Source organism: Flavobacterium sp. (genome assembly GCF_046317795.1).
In the GTDB taxonomy this organism is placed as follows: Bacteria; Bacteroidota; Bacteroidia; order Flavobacteriales; family Flavobacteriaceae; genus Flavobacterium.
In genome coordinates this window covers 1-20,915 of record NZ_JBKCVI010000087.1, presented here as the reverse complement: position 1 = coordinate 20,915, position 20,915 = coordinate 1, and the positions used below count along the sequence as shown (strand labels likewise).

At 31.9% G+C, this 20,915-nt stretch carries 20 protein-coding genes; 9 read left to right on the top strand and 11 right to left on the bottom strand.

The features are described from left to right. Nucleotides 1–21: 21 nt before the first annotated feature. Nucleotides 22–654, bottom strand: coding sequence for an NAD(P)H-dependent oxidoreductase (locus tag ACK5ON_RS05105; protein WP_409820502.1), 633 nt, complete (start codon nt 652–654; stop codon nt 22–24). A 13-nt stretch (nt 655–667) separates the two neighbouring features. Continuing rightward, entirely contained in the window at nt 668–1,126 is a 459-nt protein-coding gene (locus ACK5ON_RS05100) for a MarR family winged helix-turn-helix transcriptional regulator (protein WP_409820628.1), read from the bottom strand. A 167-nt stretch (nt 1,127–1,293) separates the two neighbouring features. On the opposite strand from ACK5ON_RS05100, the gene ACK5ON_RS05095 reads away from it, so the two are divergent. The 4 genes from ACK5ON_RS05095 to ACK5ON_RS05080 are packed head-to-tail and all read left to right on the top strand — an operon-like array spanning nt 1,294 to nt 4,485. Beyond that, nucleotides 1,294–1,614, top strand: a complete 321-nt coding sequence (locus ACK5ON_RS05095) for a rhodanese-like domain-containing protein (RefSeq protein ID WP_409820500.1) — start codon at nt 1,294–1,296, stop codon at nt 1,612–1,614. Nucleotides 1,615–1,623: 9 nt separating this feature from the next. Continuing rightward, nucleotides 1,624–2,928: an NAD(P)/FAD-dependent oxidoreductase gene (locus ACK5ON_RS05090; protein ID WP_409820498.1), complete on the top strand. Its 1,305-nt coding sequence runs from the start codon at nt 1,624–1,626 to the stop codon at nt 2,926–2,928. Between the two features lie 4 nt (nt 2,929–2,932). After that, the gene (locus ACK5ON_RS05085) at nt 2,933–3,823 is read left to right on the top strand and encodes a hypothetical protein (RefSeq protein ID WP_409820495.1); all 891 of its coding nucleotides are present in this window, start codon (nt 2,933–2,935) and stop codon (nt 3,821–3,823) included. Beyond that, nucleotides 3,820–4,485 (top strand): M15 family metallopeptidase, encoded by a 666-nt coding sequence (locus ACK5ON_RS05080; protein ID WP_409820493.1) that lies wholly within the window; start codon nt 3,820–3,822, stop codon nt 4,483–4,485. The genes ACK5ON_RS05085 and ACK5ON_RS05080 overlap by 4 nt, the downstream gene beginning before the upstream one ends. Here the strand turns inward: ACK5ON_RS05080 and ACK5ON_RS05075 are convergent. From ACK5ON_RS05075 to tsaD, 6 genes are all read right to left on the bottom strand, one after another. Further along, on the bottom strand, nt 4,482–5,051 hold the full coding sequence (locus tag ACK5ON_RS05075) for a hypothetical protein (RefSeq protein ID WP_409820491.1): 570 nt from the start codon (nt 5,049–5,051) through the stop codon (nt 4,482–4,484). The two genes, ACK5ON_RS05080 and ACK5ON_RS05075, sit on opposite strands and share 4 nt — an antisense overlap. Before the next feature lie 3 nt (nt 5,052–5,054). Continuing rightward, nucleotides 5,055–6,233, bottom strand: coding sequence for a THUMP-like domain-containing protein (locus ACK5ON_RS05070; RefSeq protein ID WP_409820489.1), 1,179 nt, complete (start codon nt 6,231–6,233; stop codon nt 5,055–5,057). A gap of 2 nt (nt 6,234–6,235) precedes the next feature. Next, nucleotides 6,236–7,327, bottom strand: coding sequence for an AI-2E family transporter (locus ACK5ON_RS05065; protein ID WP_409820486.1), 1,092 nt, complete (start codon nt 7,325–7,327; stop codon nt 6,236–6,238). A gap of 4 nt (nt 7,328–7,331) precedes the next feature. Continuing rightward, nucleotides 7,332–7,970 (bottom strand): DUF4159 domain-containing protein, encoded by a 639-nt coding sequence (locus ACK5ON_RS05060; RefSeq protein WP_409820484.1) that lies wholly within the window; start codon nt 7,968–7,970, stop codon nt 7,332–7,334. Between the two features lie 76 nt (nt 7,971–8,046). Next, entirely contained in the window at nt 8,047–8,754 is a 708-nt protein-coding gene (locus tag ACK5ON_RS05055; RefSeq protein ID WP_409820482.1) for a 16S rRNA (uracil(1498)-N(3))-methyltransferase, read from the bottom strand. A 3-nt stretch (nt 8,755–8,757) separates the two neighbouring features. Next, entirely contained in the window at nt 8,758–9,780 is a 1,023-nt protein-coding gene (gene tsaD, locus ACK5ON_RS05050) for a tRNA (adenosine(37)-N6)-threonylcarbamoyltransferase complex transferase subunit TsaD (RefSeq protein WP_409820480.1), read from the bottom strand. Nucleotides 9,781–9,954: 174 nt separating this feature from the next. On the opposite strand from tsaD, the gene ACK5ON_RS05045 reads away from it, so the two are divergent. From ACK5ON_RS05045 to ACK5ON_RS05025, 5 genes are all read left to right on the top strand, one after another. Then, nucleotides 9,955–12,069, top strand: coding sequence for a hypothetical protein (locus ACK5ON_RS05045; RefSeq protein ID WP_409820479.1), 2,115 nt, complete (start codon nt 9,955–9,957; stop codon nt 12,067–12,069). A gap of 141 nt (nt 12,070–12,210) precedes the next feature. Then, the gene (locus ACK5ON_RS05040) at nt 12,211–14,433 is read left to right on the top strand and encodes a translocation/assembly module TamB domain-containing protein (RefSeq protein ID WP_409820477.1); all 2,223 of its coding nucleotides are present in this window, start codon (nt 12,211–12,213) and stop codon (nt 14,431–14,433) included. A gap of 141 nt (nt 14,434–14,574) precedes the next feature. After that, nucleotides 14,575–15,561, top strand: a complete 987-nt coding sequence (pfkA, locus tag ACK5ON_RS05035) for a 6-phosphofructokinase (protein WP_409820475.1) — start codon at nt 14,575–14,577, stop codon at nt 15,559–15,561. 72 nt (nt 15,562–15,633) lie between these two features. Beyond that, on the top strand, nt 15,634–16,644 hold the full coding sequence (gap, locus tag ACK5ON_RS05030; RefSeq protein ID WP_409820473.1) for a type I glyceraldehyde-3-phosphate dehydrogenase: 1,011 nt from the start codon (nt 15,634–15,636) through the stop codon (nt 16,642–16,644). A gap of 92 nt (nt 16,645–16,736) precedes the next feature. Continuing rightward, complete coding sequence (locus ACK5ON_RS05025) at nt 16,737–17,588, top strand: BadF/BadG/BcrA/BcrD ATPase family protein (protein ID WP_409820470.1); 852 nt, start codon at nt 16,737–16,739, stop codon at nt 17,586–17,588. Nucleotides 17,589–17,603: 15 nt separating this feature from the next. On the opposite strand, the gene ACK5ON_RS05020 is transcribed toward ACK5ON_RS05025, so the two are convergent. Genes ACK5ON_RS05020 through ACK5ON_RS05010 form a run of 3 tightly spaced genes read right to left on the bottom strand, consistent with a single transcriptional unit; the run spans nt 17,604 to nt 20,849 of the window. Then, nucleotides 17,604–17,984, bottom strand: coding sequence for a RidA family protein (locus ACK5ON_RS05020; protein WP_409820468.1), 381 nt, complete (start codon nt 17,982–17,984; stop codon nt 17,604–17,606). Beyond that, nucleotides 17,981–18,112 carry a hypothetical protein gene (locus tag ACK5ON_RS05015; protein WP_409820465.1) on the bottom strand — a complete coding sequence of 44 codons (132 nt, stop codon included), beginning with the start codon at nt 18,110–18,112 and terminating at the stop codon, nt 17,981–17,983. Before ACK5ON_RS05015 ends, ACK5ON_RS05020 begins: the two co-directional genes overlap by 4 nt. A 10-nt stretch (nt 18,113–18,122) precedes the next feature. Then, a complete protein-coding gene (locus ACK5ON_RS05010) occupies nt 18,123–20,849 on the bottom strand; it encodes a putative LPS assembly protein LptD (RefSeq protein WP_409820463.1) in 2,727 nt (908 codons plus the stop codon). Nucleotides 20,850–20,915 lie beyond the last annotated feature (66 nt).

Sequence of the window (20,915 nt, the reverse complement as noted above, 5' to 3'; positions counted from 1 at the left end):
TTTAATTGTTTTAATTATTGATTATAAATTGATAAATAGTTCTTCATTTGATTTACGTACTTTGACATAATTTTGTGTCGCATCATCTTTATGACGGTATCCAATAGTTGCTAATACACTAGCGTTTAAACCTAATTGTTTTAACCCAAGAATTTCATTCACTTTATCGGGTTCAAAACCTTCGATAGGCGTAACATCTATTCTTAATTCGGCTGCTGCATTTAACAAATTTCCTAGTGCTAAATACGTTTGTTTAGAAGTCCAAGTATTTCTAACGTCTTCTGAAAGTACACCAATTTTTGACTTCATAAAATCGCCATAACCTTTCAGCGCATCAGCTGGCAAACCTCTTGTTTCAGTAGTTAAGGATAAACTAACATCAATATCTTTATCACTAAAGTTTGTCATATTTGCAAATACAATTAGTTGCGAAGCATCTACAATTTGAGATTGTCCCCATGCTGCAGGTTGAATTTTTGCTCTTAATTCAGGGTTTTCAATTATAAAAACCTTGTAAGGTTGTAAACCATATGAAGAAGCTGATAGACGAATGGCTTCTTTTAAAGTTTTTAGGTCTTCTGTTGATACTTTTTTTGTACTATCAAATTTTTTGGTAGCATAACGCCAATTGGCATCATTAATAAAATTGCTCATTTTGTAATTGTATTTATTTTATGTTTCTATATTTTTCTAGTAAATAGTTTAATTTCTCCAGCTCTTCTGCTTCTAAATTAGCTGCAAAAAAATGTTCGTGTTCTTCAACTTTTGGATCTAAGTCGGTAAGAATATCTAGCCCTTTTTGGGTAATTAATACTTCAATTTTCCTCCTATTATTTGGGCAAACTTCTCTCGTTACATACTTTTTAAGCAATAGTTTGTCAATCAATCGGGTAGTGTTACTATTTTTAGCAAGCATTCGCTCTTGTATCACACACATGTTAGCAGGAGAACCTTTTTGACCACGAAGAATTCTTAATACATTGTATTGCTCACTCGATAAATCATTAGGTTTTAAAATCTCATTAAACTTATCATTGATAACATTTTGAGTATACAAAATGTTAAGAATTACTTTTTTAGCATCCTTTAATGTTATGTTTGATTTTATTATTTCTTCAATTTTCATTATAACCATACAATAGTTGTAGATACAAATGTAAATAGTTTTTTATTTGTATATACAAGTGTTATGTTATTTTTTTGTTAATCTTTTAAAAGATGCTATTTTGAGGCATGACCAATCCAATTTAAACTAGTAAAATCGTTATATTTGTTTCTCAAAAAAAATAGAAAATGAATTTATCACAACAAGATTGGAAATCAAGATTAGAAAGAGATACGAACTCGGTAGTTTTGGATGTTAGAACGCCAGACGAGTGCAGCGATGGTATAATTCCTAGTGCTATAAATATTGATATTTACAAAGGACAAGGATTTATACATGCAGTTGAAGAGTTGGATAAATCCAAGAATTATTACGTGTATTGCAAGGCAGGAAGCAGAAGTGCTCAAGCTTGTCAAATAATGAATGAAATGGGTTTTGAGCACACTTTCAATCTCGAGGGAGGATTTATGAACTGGAAAGGCGATGTTGCTTTTTCTATTGAAGAATAACTTTTAATTATGAATATTCCAACTTCCAAAAAACCACGAGTTATAATTATTGGTGGTGGTTTTGCTGGTATTGCCTTAGCCAAAAAACTTAGGAATAAAAACGTTCAAGTGGTTTTACTTGACAAACACAATTACCATACATTTCAGCCGCTATTATACCAAGTGGCAACAGGTGGTTTGGAAGCAGGTTCTATTGCCTATCCCATTCGGAAAGTGATTCAAGAGTACAAAGATTTTTATTTTCGATTGACTTCGGTCAAAGAAATTGATACAGTAAATCAAAAAATAATTTCAGAGATTGGCGATTTGCATTATGATTATTTAGTAATTGCCACAGGTTCAAAAACCAATTATTTTGGGAATAAAGATATTGAACGCTATTCGATGTCCATGAAAACTATTCCACAATCCTTGAATATTCGGAGTTTGATTTTAGAGAACTTTGAACAAGCTGTTTTGATAAAAGATGAGGTAGAACGAAGCATGTTAATCAATTTTGTGATCGTTGGTGCTGGCCCAACAGGTGTTGAACTTGCTGGAGCTTTGGCGGAAATGAAAAAAGCTATTCTACAAAAAGATTATCCCGATTTGGATATTGCCAAAATGCAAATTAATCTCGTCCAAGGAGATGGAAGAGTTTTGGACACAATGAGTGAAAAATCGTCAGCCGCAGCTGAGAAATTCTTAGTTGATTTAGGTGTAAAAGTTTGGAAAAATGTACGTGTTACCAATTATGATGGAAAAACAGTGACCACCAATTCTGATTTGACTTTTGAAACCGCTACCGTTATTTGGGCAGCTGGAGTTCAAGGGGCAAAAATTGCTGGTTTGGATTCAAAATCATTAGTGGAAAGAATTGAACGAATTCGTGTTAATCAATACAATCAAGTTGCAGGTTATGAGAATATTTTTGCCATTGGCGATATTGCTTCCATGGAAACCGAATTATTTCCTCATGGTCATCCCATGATGGCGCAACCTGCCATTCAACAAGGGAAATTATTGGGTGAAAATTTGATTAAACTTATAAATAAAAAACCAATGACGGCTTTTGAATACAATAACAAAGGATCAATGGCAACCATTGGACGAAATCTCGCCGTGGTCGACTTGCCACGTTATCATTTTAGTGGTGTTTTTGCTTGGTTTGTATGGATGCTTGTACATTTATTTTCCTTGATAGGTTTTAAAAACAAAGCGGTAGTTTTCCTCAATTGGGTTTATAATTACATCTGGTTTGATCGAGAAGGCCGATTGATAATTCGTCCTTTCAAAAAGAAAAATTTTAATTCGTTTACGAGTGATGAGGTTTAATATCGTGAAAAAAATAATACTTATTTCTATTTTATTAGTTGCTATTAGCAGCTTTTCGCAAGAGAAGTTATTGGATTATTTTGTCGATAAAAAAGGAGATACTATTTATGGAATAATTCGGTCTAATCATACAGAAATTGGTATTGGCGTTAGACCTAAATCCGCTCCACAAGGAAACGGTTACCCAATTTGTTTAATAGAAGAAAATAAGTCGAACCAGAAAAATAATTATTTATCACATAATTTAAAAAAGACAACTTCTTTTAGATATAGAGGAAAGGTTTATAAATTCGAAAAGAAAGAAAATAATGATGGGATATATTTTTTGGATAAAAAAGACACAACATCAATAAACATTGAATATGGAAATTTTATTTGTAGACAGCAAAGATTGAAAGACTATATTGTTACTTTATCAAAAGATACTATTTACGGAGATATTATTAATCCATTAATTGGAATACCATTCATAGAATTTCATGGAAAAAAAATTAAAATTAATAAGGATGAAATAACGGCATACAGATATAGAAATGAGATTTTCAGATTCAAACAGAAGCCCAGAGTAGAAATATTTGATAATAAAGAAGATTATATTAGGTTGTTAATAGATGATGAAATAAAGCTTTATGATGATATTTTAAATAAGAACACTTCATCCTTTATTAAACAAAATTATAATAATTATGAGCATAAATTTATGGTTAACAGATTTCTTTATATTGAGAAAAAAGGAGAAATGATATATATAAATCAGATAAAATTTTCAATAAAGGCAAGAGAAGTTTTCTCTGATTGTCCGCAAATAATAGAAAAAATTGCCAAAGGTTATTATGTTTATGAAGATTTATATTCTATGGTAATACTCTATAATTATTATTTGAAGCATAAATGAAAAGTCTAACTAAAATATCATTTCTTCTAATTCTATCTTTGCTATTGTCCTGCAAATCAAACTACCTTAATTCCAATAAATCAGCTGTTCTACTAGATATTTCAAAAGAAAAAAACAGCAATGCGTTTGTAAATCTCAAAAACTACAGTAACGATTTTGTGTATGATATGAAATACGCCACAGCCGATAATTTCCTCAAAGAAAAAGTGTATCCGTGTGCCGAATGTTTCTTGAGAGTAAAAACAGTAAAGTCATTGCTCGAAGCCAATAAAATGTTTTTGGCAAAAGGGTACAAAATAAAACTATACGATTGCTACCGCCCAAAAGCCATTCAGAAAAAGATGTGGAAGCTAGTGCCCAATGCTAATTTTGTTGCCAATCCAAAGAAAGGTTCTATTCACAATCGTGGTGGCGCAGTGGATATTTCATTAGTAGATTTCAATGGTATTGAACTAGATATGGGAACCAAATTTGACTTTTTCGGAAAAGAAGCCAGTCATAATTATTTGAGTCTCTCGGATACAATTTTGGCGAACAGAAAGTTATTAAAAGAAATAATGCTTCAAAACAACTTCAAATCTTTCGACTCCGAATGGTGGCATTACAATTTAAACGGAAGCAATACCGATAAAGTGGAGAATTTAAAATGGAATTGTAATTAGTCTTCGATGCATTTTAAATAGTTGATGAAATAATTCTCCGGTTCGTATTTCTTTTTATCCATTTCGGAAACAAATTCCGATTTAAAAGGATAATCTATCGTTTCTCCAGCAAATTTTACTCTCATAAAGGTTACAGGTGATTTTTTTAAATCCTCATAATTATCTTTGGAAAACACAAATAAACCACTTATAACTCTTGTATTTTTGTTTGCATCATTTCGAATTAATGAGCCACATGTATCATTTCCAACATATAGCAAAGTAATAATTTTTCCATTATTTAATTGAAGATAAATTTTTGAATTTTTATCAAAACATACCGCTTTAACAAAATCAAAACTGCTCGATAATTGCTGGGTTTCTAATCCTAAAACGCCATTATTGCTTGACAAGGCAAAGAAAATATTGGTAGAATTTCCGGCAAAGCTTCTCTCAAAAATCATGTGTTGTTTGGTTAATTTATATGTTCCCAAACTATCAGTTACATTAGTGTCAATTTCGCAAGGTTTTTGTGCCAAAGCAACTAAACTAGTAAACAGAAATAAAGTAAAAAACAGGTTCTTCATGGGTTATTTTAATTTGTTGCAAAGTAAAACTATTTTATTGTTATTCACATCCGTTGTAAAAAAACAATATACATTTCCTCCAGCCGCAATTTTCCATTTTTTTCTAATAGCTTCAACGGTGTCTGGAAAATTTCGGGTGGTTACATTTGCTTTGCTATTTTCTAAATGGAACTTCATTTCAGCTTTTGAATAATTGATGCATTTTTGGATTTCAAAAATTCTACCCGGAAAATCAATCAAATTATCCGAAGTATACAAATGAGAATGTTGATGCAGTTTGTCAATTTTATATTGCATCGCAATTTCATCAAAACCGCCCGATTTCATTATAGCTGCATTGGGTTCGTAAATATATTTTTTGGGCATATTATACGTTACCAATTTTTCAGAATCATACATAAATGAGAATGCTTCTGTTTTGTCTTTTAGAATATTGGCGGTAACAATTTTTATAGATTGTGAATAGTTTTTTTCTAAAATCCAAAGCAATTCTTTAACTTCATTTTCAACGGCTACAATATGAATTGCTGAAACACTTTTTAATTCAGTTAATCCAGCAGTGATATCAAGAATTGGCGCTGTTTTTATCATAATATTGGAAGTGTATTCAAAGTAGAAATCCAATAGTTCCGGAACATTGGGTAAACAATCTTTGAGCATAAAAACTTTTCCTTTAGAATCATTTCTTCGAGACGGATCAATATAAATCCAATCAAATTTTTGATGTAGAGTTGCTAAAGTCTCTAAACTTTCTCCTGGAAGACATTGAATGTTTGTTGCTTTTAGTTGCTCAAAATTATGCTTTACAATTTGGGTAAGTTCCTCATTAATTTCGCAATGAATAACTTCATTTATTTTCTTTGAAAAATAGTAATCATCCACACCAAAACCGCCTGTTAAATCGATTAGTTTTTCACCTGAAACGAGTTGCGATTTGTATTCCGCTGTTTTTTCGGAAGAGGTTTGTTCGATACAAATTTTAGCAGGATAAAGAATATTTTCGGTTACAAACCAAGTGGGTAGTTTGGATTTTGCTTTCTGCTTGCCGTTGATTTGGTTAAGAATTTGTATCCAATTTACATCGGGAAATGGATTTTTTTGCAACGCTATTTTTGAAATATCATTCTCAAGGTTACGGTTAATAAATTCTTGAATATCAGGATTTAAAACTGCTAAATCCAAAATTAGATATTTTTAGTAAGTAATTGTATTAACTTGTTTTCGGGAAAAAACTCTTTTCCAAATACCTTCAGAATGGTATAAAAAGGAATGGCGATTATCATCCCAGTAATTCCAAATAAGAATCCAATGATTAAAATTACTAGAAAAATTTCCAATGGATGAGAATTGACGCTTTTAGAAAAAATAAGTGGTGATGAAATGTTATTATCAATTATTTGAACCACCCAAAAACCAATCATTACGTAAATGGTAACGGGTAAAATTTCGGTTTGAAAATCACCTCCAAGATGGCACAACATCGTCAGTATAGCAGCAATAACGGATGCTATTAATGGGCCTATATAGGGAATAATATTTAAAACGGCACATAAAAATGCAATCACTAAGGCGTTTTCAACACCAAAAATCAGTAATACACAAAGATATAAGATGAAAACAATCAATAACTGTAATAGCAAACCAATGAAATATCGTGATAAAAGATGATTAATTTTGTTTAGCGAATTTAAAATTCTTTCTTCTTGATTATTGGGCATTAAATTTTTTGCATTGATGGCAAACAATCTGCGTTCTTTCAAAAAGAAAAAAGTAATGAACATTACGGAAGCTAGTCCAATTCCAAAATTACTTATCATTCCAAGGATTGAATTGAAAAAATTTGTTAGAAAACTAAAATTAAATTCAGAAGGAATATTCGCTTCACTAAAAAAACTGGTAGAGTCTATATTGTGAGATTCTAAGAAAGCGCCAAATTGATTTTTTAATACTATAATGTCTTTTTCAATTTCGGCTGTATTTAAAAGAGATAAATTTCGTCCTTGGTCCAAAATTAGCGGAACAAACAACATGATTAATCCAGCTATAATTGACAGAAAAAATAACAACGTTGTTATTGTAGCAGCTACATGGTTGAATTTTAATCGGTCTTTTAAAAAATCTAAGATAGGATTTCCGATAAGTGTTAATATTAAAGATACTACCAAATAGATGATAACAGATTGTATTAGATATAAAAAATACAAAGCTAAAGCAGCCAAAACAATAATCCCAACTCCTTTAACTATACCTAATGCAATTGTTTTTGAATTTACCATAGCTTTAATTTTTAAAAATATAATTCAAGATATTGGTTCCCATTTTCAATGCTTTTTCACGAACTTCTTTGGGGTCATTGTGCACTTCTGCATCTTCCCAACCATCGCCCAAATCACATTCATAGGTATAGAGCAAAACTAATCGATTATCAATAAAAATTCCGAAAGCTTGTGGACGTTTGTTATCGTGCTCATGAATTTTTGGTAAACCATTGGCAAAAACAGTTGGCTTTTGAAAAATAGGATGATTATCTGGAATTTCTATTAAATCGGTAGCAGGAAAAATTCGTTTGATTTCTCTTCGAATGTATTGATCCATTCCATAATTATCATCAGCATGTAAAAATCCGCCCGACATTAAATAATTTCTTAAATTGACAATTTCGGCATCATTAAAAACCACATTGCCATGACCCGTCATGTGTACAAATGGATAACCAAAAATATCGGGACTTCCAGGTTCTACGGTTGCTGGTTTGGATTTAATATTGGTGTTTATGGTTTGATTGGCGTACTTTATTAAATTGGTTAACGAAGTTGGATTAGCATACCAATCGCCACCGCCGCTGTATTTCAGCAAAGCAATTTCTTGTGAAAAGCTAATGGAAGTAATCAGTAATAAAAGGAATACTATTTTTTTCATATATCAATTTCAAAAATCAATATCAATTTCAAAAATCAAGTTCAATATCAATAACAATTTCAATAATCGTTAATCATCAATTTTCATTTTTGAAAACGACACTATGACAAGCCACTATAGCTGCTGTTTCGGTTCGTAAACGTGTTGCTCCCAAAGATACAGGAATAAAATTATTTTCGATAGCCAATTCAATTTCTTTAACAGAAAAATCACCTTCGGGTCCAATTAAAATGGTGACATCTTCATTTACTTTTAACTCTTTTTTCAATGATTTTTTATCGGTTGCTGAACAATGTGCTATGAATTTTTGTCCTTGGTGTTCTTGTTTTATAAAATCTTTGAAAGCAATAGGTTCATTTAATTTCGGCAAATAATAGTGTAAGGATTGCTTCATGGCCGTTTCCAAAATCTTCTGAAATCTATCGGTTTTAATTACTTTTCGCTCAGAATGTTCGCAGATTATCGGTGTGATTTCTTGTATGCCAATTTCGGTCGCTTTTTCTAAAAACCATTCGTAGCGTTCGTTCATTTTGGTTGGCGCAACAGCTAAATGCAAATGAAATTTCGGTTCCGCTTGTTTTTCAAAAGAGGTGATTGTAACAGTACATTTCGTATCAGATGCAACCGTTATTTGGGTTACAAACAAAAAACCTAAACCATTTGTAACATGCAAAATGTCGCTTTCTTTTTTGCGCAACACTTTGATGATGTGCTTGCTTTCTTCTTTGTCAAAAACAAAGGAAGTTGCGGTTTCGGTTATGGATGGATTGTAGAACAGTTGCATAATTTAAAACTCAATTCGTGCTTTTGAAATCGTTGATTGATCAACAAATTTATCGTGTAGAAATTTATGATAACCCACAATCCCAATCATAGCAGCATTATCGGTAGTATATTCAAATTTTGGGATAAAAGTTTTCCAGCCAAATTTGGTTTCGGTTTCTTTTAAGGTTTTTCTAATTCCTGTGTTTGCCGAAACGCCACCGCCAATAGCAATTTGGGTAATTCCAGTTTGAGCAACAGCCATATTTAGTTTTTCCATCAAAATTTCAATAATAATATTTTGTACAGAGGCGCAAATATCTTTTTTGTGTTCTTCGATAAAATTCGGATTTTCCAATACATTTTTTTGAACAAAATAAAGAATTTGTGTTTTCAATCCCGAAAAGCTAAAATCCAAATTGGAAACTTTTGGTTTGGTAAATGTATATTTTTTTGGATTTCCTTTTGCTGCAAATAGGTCAATTAATGGTCCACCGGGATAAGGAAACCCTAATATTTTGGCTGTTTTATCAAACGCTTCTCCCACAGCATCATCGGTAGTTTCGCCTATGATTTCCATGTTGAAAAAATCGTTGACTTTTACAATTTGAGTGTGTCCACCCGAAATTGTCAATGCTAAAAAAGGAAAAGTGGGTTTGTCAAAACCTTTTTCGTCAATAAAATGAGCCAGAATATGAGCGTGCATGTGATTAACGGCAATAAGAGGAATATCCAATGCCATTGCCAATGATTTTGCAAAAGACGCACCTACTAAAAGTGAACCCATCAATCCTGGACCTTGTGTAAAAGCAATGGCAGATAATTGATTTTTGGTAACATTTGCTTTTTTCAAAGCAATATCAATCACGGGAACTATATTTTGCTGGTGTGCACGCGAAGCCAACTCGGGTACAACGCCACCATATTCCACATGAATACTCTGCCTTGCCACAACATTAGATAGCACTTTATTGTTGCACAAAACCGCAGCTGCAGTATCGTCACACGAACTTTCGATGGCTAGAATAAAAACTTCTTTGTGATGCATAAAAGGCACAATATTTGGATTATATTTGACATTTTAATAAGAAAATCAAATGTAAAGATTTTTACAAAGGTAATTTTCTTTCCCAAGTCGTAATTATAATTGGAAAAAATTAAAACAAATAGCGGTTTTAAAAAATTTCGAAAAATTCTCTTTCGCACGATTGTTGTGCTGATTTTGCTATTGTTACTTATCGGCATTTCACTTTCGTTACCTTATGTTCAGACTAAAATTGCTCATTATGCAACCGATAAAATCAATAAAGAGTATGGAACCAACATCAATATTGACGAAGTGGCCATAACTGTTTTTGGTGGTGTAAAGATGAAGAAAGTATTGATTTTAGATCATCACAAAGACACTTTGATTTATGCTAAAAGAATTAAAACAACCATTTTAGATTTTAAAAATCTGATTGATGGTAAGTTACAATTTGGCGATTTGCATTTGGATAACTTTGAGTTGAATATTGTTAATTATAAAAAGGAAAAAGAAACCAATTTAGACAAATTTATTGCAGCATTTGATGATGGAAAACCAGGTTCTGGTAAGTTTTTATTTCAATCTAGCAATGTATACATAAAGGAATCTCGTTTCTCAATGATGGATTACAATAGAGAAAATCCTAAAGATATTGATTTTACTCAACTCAATGCCAATTTGAAAGATTTTAAAATTAAAGGCGCAGATGTTTCTACTAGTATTAAGCAACTGTCATTTAAAGATCACAGAGGATTATTTGTTAAAAATTTGATAGCTGATTTCACCTATAATAAGAAAATGATTGGGCTTGAAAATCTAAATTTAGAGACAAAAGAATCCGTTTTTAAAGGAAAAGTCATATTAAGTTATAACAGAGACAATAAAGATTTTAGCAATTTCAATAACAAAGTAATCTTTGATATTAACATTGAGGAATCCTTCCTGTCTACCAATGATATTCATTATTTTTATAAAGAGATTGGAGAAAATCAAACGTTCTTTTTGGATACCAAATTAAAAGGAACATTGAATGATTTTTATTTAACTGATTTGTATCTCTTGGATAAAAAAAATTCGGTTATAAAAGGCGATATAAATTTAAAAAATTTATTTTCTCGAAGTCCTGGTGCTTTTTATATGAAAGGAGATTTTAATAAAATCACCTCAAATTATTCTGATTTGACTAAGTTGTTACCTAATATTCTTGGAAAAAAACTTCCTAGTTCTTTGCAAAAATTTGGTCAATTTACATTTGTTGGAAATACTGAATTATCTCAAAAATACATTAATGCCAATTTTGTAATGAATACCGCATTAGGAATTATTGAATCCGATTTACAAATGTCGGATATTGATGCTATTGATAATGCCAAATACAAAGGAAATGTAATTCTTGATGGTTTTAATGTTGGTGCATTGCTGAACAGAAAAGATATTGGGAAAGTTTCATTAAATCTATCGATTGATGGAAAAGGATTTACTCAAAAATTATTGAATACCACCTTTGTTGGCGATGTCGATAGAGTAACCTATAACGGCTACACTTATACTAAAATTATTGTGGACGGAAGTTTTAAACAACCAATTTTTAAAGGAAAAGTATATATTAATGATCCAAATTTGTTTATGGATTTTAATGGTTTAGTTGATTTAGGTAAGAAAGCAACACGCATTGATTTTCAAACCAAAATTGATTATGCAAATCTTCAAAAATTAAATTTTATTACTGATTCCATCTCAATTTTTAAAGGAGATTTGACCATAAAAGCCAATGGAAATTCTATCGATAACATGATAGGTGATGTTGTCCTAACAAACGCCTCTTACCAAAACAAAAAAGACACTTATTATGTTGATTTTTTAAATGTTAATTCTGTTTTTGATGAAAAAAGAGAGCGAACTATCACTATAACATCTGATGATGCGATTGAAGGAAGTGTGGTTGGGAAATTTCAGTTCAATCAGTTACTCAAAGTAGTGGAGAATTCACTGGGAAGTTTATATACTAATTACAAACCCAATAAAGTTAGAAGTGGTCAATATATAAAATTCAATTTTACAATATTCAGTAAGATTATCGAAATATTTTATCCTGATATTTCGATAGCCACAAACACTATTTTGAAAGGAAATATAAGTTCAGAGGCAAAAGATTTTAAATTGACTTTTAACTCGCCTAAAATTAAATTTTCTGATAATGAAATGGATAACATTTTGTTAAAAGTAGACAACCAAAATCCGTTGTATAATACGTTTATTCAAATGGACTCTATTAAAACAAAGCAATATAAATTTAGAGATTTTAGTTGAATTAATACTATTTCAAAGGACACCTTATATTTTAGAACTGAATTTAAAGGAGGTAAGCAAGGACTTGATTTTTACAATTTGAATTTGTACCACACTATCAATAAACAAAATAAAAATGTGGTAGGTTTCAAAAAATCAGAGATGCAATTCAAAGATTATCTCTGGTATTTAAACGAAAAAGAGGATGAAGAAAATAACAAAATAGTTTTTGATAAGAAGTTGAGTAATTTTTCGTTTGAAAATATTATTTTATCTCATGAAAATCAAAATATTAATTTATCGGGAACCATTAATGGCAATAATTCAAAAGATTTGCAACTCACCTTTGAAAATGTAAATTTAAATAAAATCACACCCGATGTGGAAAAATTTAAGTTTGATGGTAATCTAAATGGAAAAATTAATTTTAAACAAAGTAGCACTGTTTTTCAGCCCACATCCACCTTAAACATAGGCAATTTGCATGTTAATGATGTTGAATATGGCGACTTAAATTTAGATATCTCTGGAGATGAATCACTAAGGAAGTTTTATGTCAATTCATCATTAGACAATAAAAATGTAGAGACATTTAAAGCAAGTGGAAATATTGAAATTGTAAACAGTCAGACATTATTAGATCTTGATTTCAGTTTTGATAATTTCAATTTAGGAATTTTAGGGAAAATTGGTGGCGATGTTATTACTAATATTCGTGGTTTTGTATCCGGAAATGCTAGAATTGAAGGAAACGTAGAACAATTAGATTACAACGGTAGATTATTTGTAAATGATGCAGGATTAACAATTCCTTATCTCAATACCGATTACAAGTTTATCGATAATACCATTGTAGATATTACCGAAAATAAGTTTATTATTAGAGAAACTTCTATTTCAGATACAAAATTCGATACAAAAGGAACTTTAAGCGGCATAATAAAACACAAACAATTTGAAGACTGGCAATTGGATTTATCTATAAACTCTAACCGACTATTAGCATTAAACACAGTAGATTATGAAGGTGCTGCTTTTTATGGAGATGCATTTTTTAATGGTTCGGCCAATATAAAAGGCCCAACAAGCGCTTTGATGATAACCGTTAACGGTGAATCTGCAAAAGGAACCGAAATTAAAATACCTATAAATGACGCAGTTGCTAGTGATGACAATAACTATCTGCATTTTTTAACTCCAGCCGAAAAGTTAAATAAGAAAAAGAACAAGATAACCGAAAACCGAAATTATGATGGGTTGGAATTGGATTTTAATTTTACAATAAACAATAATGCAAACGTTGAAGTAATTTTAGATAGAGAATCTGGACATGCCATGAAAGGGAAAGGAAATGGCACATTATTATTTAGAATAAATACGTCGGGGAAATTTGAAATGTTTGGAGATTTTTCTGCTACCGAAGGTTCTTATAATTTTAAATACGGCGGACTAATTGACAAAAAATTTGATGTAAAAAAGGGGAGTTACATAGTTTGGAATGGTGACCCATTAGCCGCAACGCTCAACTTAGCTGCAGTTTATAAAGTGATGGGTGGCGCAAACCCAGCAGTATTAATTGATAATCCATCCTTTAATAAAAAAGTAGACGTTGAAGTTGTTATAGATGTAAAAGGAAGTTTAACAAATCCAGAACCCGATTTTACTATTAATTTTCCCAACGTTGGTAGTTCACTTAGATCTGAATTGCAATACAAACTTGATGATAAAGACACAAGACAAATACAAGCGCTGTATTTACTCTCTACTGGAGGTTTTTTGAGTCAAGATGGAGTAAGCCAAAATCAATTATCCAATAATTTATTTGAAAAGGCAAGCAGTATGTTTAACGATTTGTTTGCTGGAGAAGATGATAAACTTCAATTAGGAATTGAATATGTAACGGGAGATAATAGTAATAATCCAGATTTTCAAACCGATGCGCGATTTGGTGTTTCTGTCTCTTCCAAGATTAACGACAGAATTACAGTAAACGGCAAAGTTGGTGTTCCCGTTGGTGGAATTACAGAAACTGCCATAGTAGGTGATGTTGAAGTGCAATATAGAGTAAATGAAGATGGTACGTTGAATTTGAGATTTTTTAATAAAGAAAATGATATAACCTACATCGGTCAGGGAATTGGATACACACAAGGAGTTGGTATTTCTTATGAAGTTGATTTTGATACTTTAAAAGAGTTGATAAACAAAATCTTTAAAAATGCAAAAATTGATAAAGTGACTACAAACAAAAGTGATGATTTGCACGATTCTGATATAGAAAATATAGATTTACCAAATACAGAAAAGAAAGATAAGGACAAGGATAAGAATAATGATATAGAAAACCCATCACCAAATAGAGAAGGTATCCCAGTTGAGGATTAATATAGAATTCCTTTAAATTTAATCTTTTTTTCAAAACTTATCAACGAAAACGATTGAATTTTGCTCCATATAATAACATCTCGATGATATCTATAAAAAACTGCTTCTCGTTTGCTAATTTTACGATTAAATAGCTGAAAAATGTCAAAAACTATAAAAAAGATTGGAGTTTTAACTTCAGGAGGTGATTCTCCAGGAATGAACGCAGCCATTCGTTCAGTAGTTAGAACTTGCGCCTACCACAATATAGAATGTATTGGAATATACAGAGGTTATCAAGGAATGATTGAAGGCGATTTCAAAGAAATGGGTCCAAGAAGTGTTAACAATATCGTCAACAAAGGCGGAACCATTTTAAAGTCGGCTCGTTCCAAAGAATTTATGACCATAGAAGGCAGACAAAAAGCACATCAAAATTTAGTTGCTGCAGGAGTCGATGCACTCGGAGTTATTGGTGGTGATGGTTCTTTTACTGGAGCAGAAATTTTTAATAATGAATATGATTATCCTGTAATGGGAATTCCTGGAACCATTGATAATGATATTTTTGGAACCAGTCATACTTTGGGATTTGACACGGCATTAAACACTGTAGTAGAATGCATCGATAAAATTCGTGACACAGCTAGTTCCCACAACCGCCTTTTTTTGGTTGAAGTAATGGGTCGTGATGCAGGTCATATTGCGCTAAATGCTGGTATTGGAGCTGGAGCAGAGGAAATTCTTATTCCTGAAGAAGATTTGGGATTAGAACGCCTTTTAGATTCGCTTCGCAAAAGTAAAGCATCAGGAAAATCTTCAAGTATTGTTGTCATTGCCGAAGGAGATAAAATTGGTAAAAATGTTTTTGAATTAAAAGATTATATTGAGGAAAATTTCCCTGAATATGATATTCGAGTTTCCGTGCTTGGTCACATGCAACGTGGAGGTGCGCCTTCATGTTACGATAGGGTTTTAGCCAGTAGATTAGGTGTAAAAGCAGTTGAATCTATCTTAGAAGGAAAATCAAATTTCATGGTAGGTATAGTAAATGACAAAGTGGCGTTAACACCATTAGAACAAGCTATTAAAGGACATTCAGAAATTGATAGAGAATTACTAAGAGTTTCAGACATTATGTCTACATAAAAAATTAAAAGATGTTTGTGGTGTAAAGTGCAAACCATAAACCATTAACTATAAATATAAAACACAAAAAAAATGTCAAAAGTAAAATTGGGAATTAACGGTTTCGGAAGAATTGGAAGAATAGTATTTAGAGAAACTTTAAATAGAGATAATGTTGAAGTTGTTGCCATCAACGATTTATTGGATGTAGATCATTTGGCTTACTTATTAAAATATGACTCAGTTCACGGTCGTTTTGCAGGAAAAGTAGAAGTGAAAGACGGAAAACTTTTTGTAAACGATAAACACATTAGAGTTACTGCCGAAAGAGATCCAAAACTAGTAAAATGGGATGATGCAGCTATTGATGTAGATGTAGTTGCAGAATGTACAGGTTTTTTCACTACTATCGAAACTGCAAAAGCTCACATTGATGGTGGTGCAAAAAAAGTAATTATTTCTGCACCATCTGCTGATGCTCCTATGTTTGTAATGGGAGTAAACCATACAGAAGCTAAAGCTACTGACTTAGTCGTTTCAAATGCATCTTGTACTACAAACTGTTTAGCACCATTAGCCAAAGTAATCAATGATAATTTCGGAATTATAGAAGGACTAATGACCACAGTGCATGCTACTACATCCACACAAATGACTGCTGATGGACCATCAAGAAAGGACTGGAGAGGTGGAAGAGCAGCTTCGGTAAATATCATTCCATCATCAACAGGTGCTGCAAAAGCAGTTGGAAAAGTAATTCCTGCATTGAATGGAAAATTAACTGGAATGTCGTTTCGTGTTCCTACTATTGATGTTTCTGTAGTTGATTTAACTGTAAAAGTTGCCAAAGAAACTTCCTATGAAGAAATCATGACGGTGTTGAAAAAAGCTTCTGAAAACGAAATGAAAGGAATTCTAGGTTATACAGAAGACGATGTGGTTTCTCAAGATTTTATATCGGACACAAGAACTTCTATAGTTGATGCAAAAGCTGGAATTGGATTAAATTCTACTTTCTTCAAAATAGTTTCTTGGTATGATAACGAATATGGTTATTCTAGCAAATTAATTGATTTAGCGATTCATATAGCAAATTTAAAATAAAGAACATAGAAAATAGAATATAGAAAATAGATTAAACAATATCGTTACTCTATTTTCTATATTCTATTTTCTTTTCTCTAAAAAAATAAATTATGAAATTATTAGTTGACAGTGGATCTACAAAAGCCGATTGGATTGCTATTGATGACAACGGAAAAGTATTATTCACGACACAAACATTAGGTTTAAATCCCGAAGTTCTTGATAGAGAAGAAATTATATCACGTCTTGACGACAAGTTTGATATAGAACATAACAAAGCGAAAGCCAAACAGCTTTTCTTTTATGGTGCTGGTTGTGGAACTGATAGAATGAAATATTTTTTATCAAAAGTTTTTCAAGAATATTTTCCAAATGCTACAGTTTCTGTCCATGAAGATACCTATGCTGCAGTGTATGCAACAACACCCAAAGATGAGAAAGCAATAGTTTGTATCCTTGGAACAGGATCAAATTGTAGCTATTTTGATGGAAAAGTATTGCATCAAAAAGTGCAATCCTTAGGATATATTGTTATGGATGATGGCTCAGGAAATCGTTTTGGAAGACATTTGCTTCGTGGTTATTATTTTAATACCATGCCCAAAGAATTAGCCAAAGAATTTGAAGAAGAATACAATCTTGATGCCGATTATATCAAAGCTAATTTGTATAAAGAAGCCAATCCAAATGCCTACTTAGCTACTTTTGCTAAATTTATTATTAAGCATAAAGACAACGAATTTTGCAAAAAAATTATTCGTAGAGAGTTAAAAGACTTTACCAAAAATTATATCATGCAATATGAAAATTGTCATGATGTTCCAGTCCATTTTGTAGGTTCGATAGCTTTTTACTTGAAAGATGAATTAGAACAGATACTCAATAAATATGATATTAAAATGGTCAATGTGTTGCGAAGACCCATTGATGGTTTGATTGCATACCATGTTTTGAATAAATAAAGTCCCGACTTTTTTTTATTTCACCGCTATCATCGAAATCTCAACATTCACACCTTTGGGTAAACCAGCAACTTGCACGGTTTCGCGAGCCGGAGCTGTTTTTTCATCAAAGTAACTGCCGTAAACGTTGTTTATTCTTGAGAAATCATCCATGTTCATAATGAAAATAGTGGCTTTTACTACGTTCTCAAAAGTCATATCGGCAGCTTCGAGAACAGCTTTCATGTTTTCCATTACTTGCTTGGTTTCGGTTTCTATATTATCAAGAACCAATTCCATGGTAGCAGGATGGAGTGCAATTTGACCAGAAGTATATAAAGTGTTGCCAACCAAAACCGCTTGGTTGTAAGGTCCAATTGGCGCTGGAGCTTTATCGGTAAAAATTATTTTTTTCATATTAAAATAGGTTTCAAATTATCATTAGTAAAATAAACTTCCATCTCCCAACTCCCAACTCCCATCTCCCAACTCCCAACTCCCATCTTCCAACTCCCAACTCCCATCTTCCATCTCCCAACTTCCATCTTCCAGCTTTTAATTCAAAGTTCTATCTGGAAGCGAGCGTTTATCCCACTTGATATCGCTCAACACACCCGATTTTATTCCTATAAAAAATCCCCAATAGGCGTTATCACCAAAAGGTACCCAGTTGAAATCCATTCGCCAGCTTAATAAATCTCTTTCAAATCGGAACTGTGTAAACGTAACTCCTTTTTGTACAAAGTCATACCCTGTTGAAACACCCACTTTCCATTTTGGGGTTAAATCAGTATTTACAGAAAGCATTAAAGAATTTCCAGTTATTTTTTGCTCTCGATTATTGTTGGAATAGGTTAGTGCATAGGCAAGATTCATGTCCCATGGTAATTTATATTTAAAAAATTCGGTTATATTTTCTTTACTTTCATCATCTTCAGTAAACTGGCTCTGTCGCCTATCACTCAAATCGGTATTGGTTCCAAATAAATCATCTTCACGTCCGCCATTTCTTGTTCCTTGCTTATTTTTACTAGCTGACCCATCAAAATCGGTACTGGCAAAAGCATAGTTGATTGTTATATTGGCACTTGTCATTCTAAATAAACTTCCGCCATTATCAATATTCCAGGTATTTACACGTTGCCCAGAATTATTTATAGCATACGGATCAAGTGTTGCCGCAATATTCACATTCATCTTTTGATTTAACAATAGTGTTCCACCGCTAACACGCATTGGAGACCATTTTAGCGAATCGGCTGTCATATCATAACTAGTGCTAAAATTCAAGTTATTCAAAAGCATTATTTTTTTAGGTTCTGTTTTGGTGGAATCTTTATCAGTAACTTTAGCTTCAAATGTATTGCTTAAATTGAATCCAAGATTATTTGACATATTTTGCCCTGGCGCTCCAAAAATACCTCCTTCAAATCGGGTATATTCTTTTTGAATAGTACCCGTTCCATCAGTATCGTAAGTGTCATAATATTTTTCAAAACTCGGGGTATAACTATAGGTAATATTTGGTCTTACAACATGTCTTATGGATTGAATTTTTTTGTCTTTGCCAAAATCAAAGGTTCCATAAACTGTAGTTCCTATACCTGTCGAAAAAGAATAGGTTCTGAAAGCATCAAAACCTTGAACATCTCTTGTTATTACTTCATTTTGAACTGAATTAAATTCTTTGTTAATGGTTTTAAAATACCAAACTTCGTTGTAGTTTATAGAAGTTGTGGCACTGAAATATTTAAAAACTTTAAAATTGGTACTTATCGGAATACTGTGTTGGAAACCTGTTTTGGCATCTCGAAACATTTGTGGTTTGAAGAAAAGGGAATCGGTGGTTTCAATTCGGTTTTCTCCTCTTAAATTGTATTGTAAATTAATATTCTTAAAAAATCCTTTTTTGATTCCATCTTTTGGTGCAAAAGGGAATATTCTGTCCACACTAAGTTGTAGTGTTGGTAAGGTCATATTAATTTGTTCAGTGTTAGTGTTTTGAGAATGTGTAGCTGTTAGTGATAAATTTACTTGAGGTACTGAGTTAAATGTTTTGGAATAGGAAATAGAGGAACTTAGCGTATTATTTAAATTAGAACCCACATTTACCTGGTTTAAGGATTGACGGAAATAAGTACTACTTCCTAAATTTACCGAAGCTGAAAATCTGGAATTTGGATTGGATTTACTGTCTTTAGAGTGTGACCATTGGATGTTATATATTGTTGTTTTTGAATAGTCAGGATAACCTCTTTCGCTAGTGATTAAATTTTCATATCTTAGATTTATATTCCCGCTGAAACTATAGCGCTTGCCATAGGACGTTTCGAAACGCAACCCATAACTTCCATTAGTATAATAATCTCCTAAAACCGATAAGTCATAACTATCACTTAAAGCAAAATAGTAGCCGCCATTTTGCAAAGAAAAACCTCTTTGAGCACTATCAGTATATGTGGGAACAATTAATCCGGATCTGCTTTTTTCTGTCATTGGAAAAAACGCAAAAGGCAATGCCAAAGGCGTTGGGACATCCGCAATTACCATGTTTGTTGTACCTACAACTACTTTCTTACCAGGAACAAGTTTTACTTTATTGGTTTGAAAATAATATTCGGGATCGTCAATATCTTTTGCAGTAGTAAAACGTGCTCCTTTCATAAAATAAACCGAATCGTTTTCTTTTTTGGTAAGGGCTGCTTTAACTTTAAATTCCCCTTGGTCGGTTCTAGAATTCCAAACTAATGCTTTCTTGGTTTTGAAATTAAAACGAATAGAATCAGGTTCAACAACGTTTGCGCCTTGTTTGAAAACGGGCAATTGAGTATATTTTCCGGTTGAGTCTTTTATCCTTCCGGCATATATTTCATTTTTTTCATAATCAATTACAATAATCCCCGATTTTAATTCAATATCTTCATAATACACTTCGGCTTTATTGTAAAGTGTAATTTTCTTTTTCTTTTGGTCCAGTTTTTCATAATCAACCGCTTTCCTTTTTATCTTACTTTCTAATATTTTTTTTTTCTTGATAATGCTATCAGTTTTGATTGTATCCACAACAGGAACAAGGTTTTCTGTCTTGGTTTTAGTTGTATCTATTTGATTTTTAGTTGGAAAAGAATCGGTTTTGAGAGGTATCTCCTGAGAATATATTTTTTGGTTTCCTAATGTTAGGAAAATTGTTAAAAAAACGATATAAAATAAGTTTCTTTGCAATGGTTTAATGCTATTTTTGTAGAAATATGGCTTGATTTTTAACGAGACAAACTTAACCATTATTTCGGTCAAAAATAAAGAAATATTGTGTTTATAACCTTGTGGTTTTTATTTAAATTAACTTTT

What these genes read in the sequence shown, in the direction of transcription:
- ACK5ON_RS05105 (WP_409820502.1), bottom strand. Translation starts at nt 654, where the DNA reads ATGAGCAATTTTATTAATGATGCCAATTGGCGTTATGCTACCAAAAAA.
- ACK5ON_RS05100 (WP_409820628.1), bottom strand. Translation starts at nt 1,126, where the DNA reads ATGAAAATTGAAGAAATAATAAAATCAAACATAACATTAAAGGATGCT.
- ACK5ON_RS05095 (WP_409820500.1), top strand. Translation starts at nt 1,294, where the DNA reads ATGAATTTATCACAACAAGATTGGAAATCAAGATTAGAAAGAGATACG.
- ACK5ON_RS05090 (WP_409820498.1), top strand. Translation starts at nt 1,624, where the DNA reads ATGAATATTCCAACTTCCAAAAAACCACGAGTTATAATTATTGGTGGT.
- ACK5ON_RS05080 (WP_409820493.1), top strand. Translation starts at nt 3,820, where the DNA reads ATGAAAAGTCTAACTAAAATATCATTTCTTCTAATTCTATCTTTGCTA.
- ACK5ON_RS05075 (WP_409820491.1), bottom strand. Translation starts at nt 5,051, where the DNA reads ATGAAGAACCTGTTTTTTACTTTATTTCTGTTTACTAGTTTAGTTGCT.
- ACK5ON_RS05065 (WP_409820486.1), bottom strand. Translation starts at nt 7,327, where the DNA reads ATGGTAAATTCAAAAACAATTGCATTAGGTATAGTTAAAGGAGTTGGG.
- ACK5ON_RS05060 (WP_409820484.1), bottom strand. Translation starts at nt 7,970, where the DNA reads ATGAAAAAAATAGTATTCCTTTTATTACTGATTACTTCCATTAGCTTT.
- ACK5ON_RS05055 (WP_409820482.1), bottom strand. Translation starts at nt 8,754, where the DNA reads ATGCAACTGTTCTACAATCCATCCATAACCGAAACCGCAACTTCCTTT.
- tsaD (WP_409820480.1), bottom strand. Translation starts at nt 9,780, where the DNA reads ATGCATCACAAAGAAGTTTTTATTCTAGCCATCGAAAGTTCGTGTGAC.
- ACK5ON_RS05040 (WP_409820477.1), top strand. Translation starts at nt 12,211, where the DNA reads ATGCAATTCAAAGATTATCTCTGGTATTTAAACGAAAAAGAGGATGAA.
- pfkA (WP_409820475.1), top strand. Translation starts at nt 14,575, where the DNA reads ATGTCAAAAACTATAAAAAAGATTGGAGTTTTAACTTCAGGAGGTGAT.
- gap (WP_409820473.1), top strand. Translation starts at nt 15,634, where the DNA reads ATGTCAAAAGTAAAATTGGGAATTAACGGTTTCGGAAGAATTGGAAGA.
- ACK5ON_RS05025 (WP_409820470.1), top strand. Translation starts at nt 16,737, where the DNA reads ATGAAATTATTAGTTGACAGTGGATCTACAAAAGCCGATTGGATTGCT.
- ACK5ON_RS05020 (WP_409820468.1), bottom strand. Translation starts at nt 17,984, where the DNA reads ATGAAAAAAATAATTTTTACCGATAAAGCTCCAGCGCCAATTGGACCT.
- ACK5ON_RS05015 (WP_409820465.1), bottom strand. Translation starts at nt 18,112, where the DNA reads ATGGAAGTTGGGAGATGGAAGATGGGAGTTGGGAGTTGGAAGATGGGA.
- ACK5ON_RS05010 (WP_409820463.1), bottom strand. Translation starts at nt 20,849, where the DNA reads ATGGTTAAGTTTGTCTCGTTAAAAATCAAGCCATATTTCTACAAAAAT.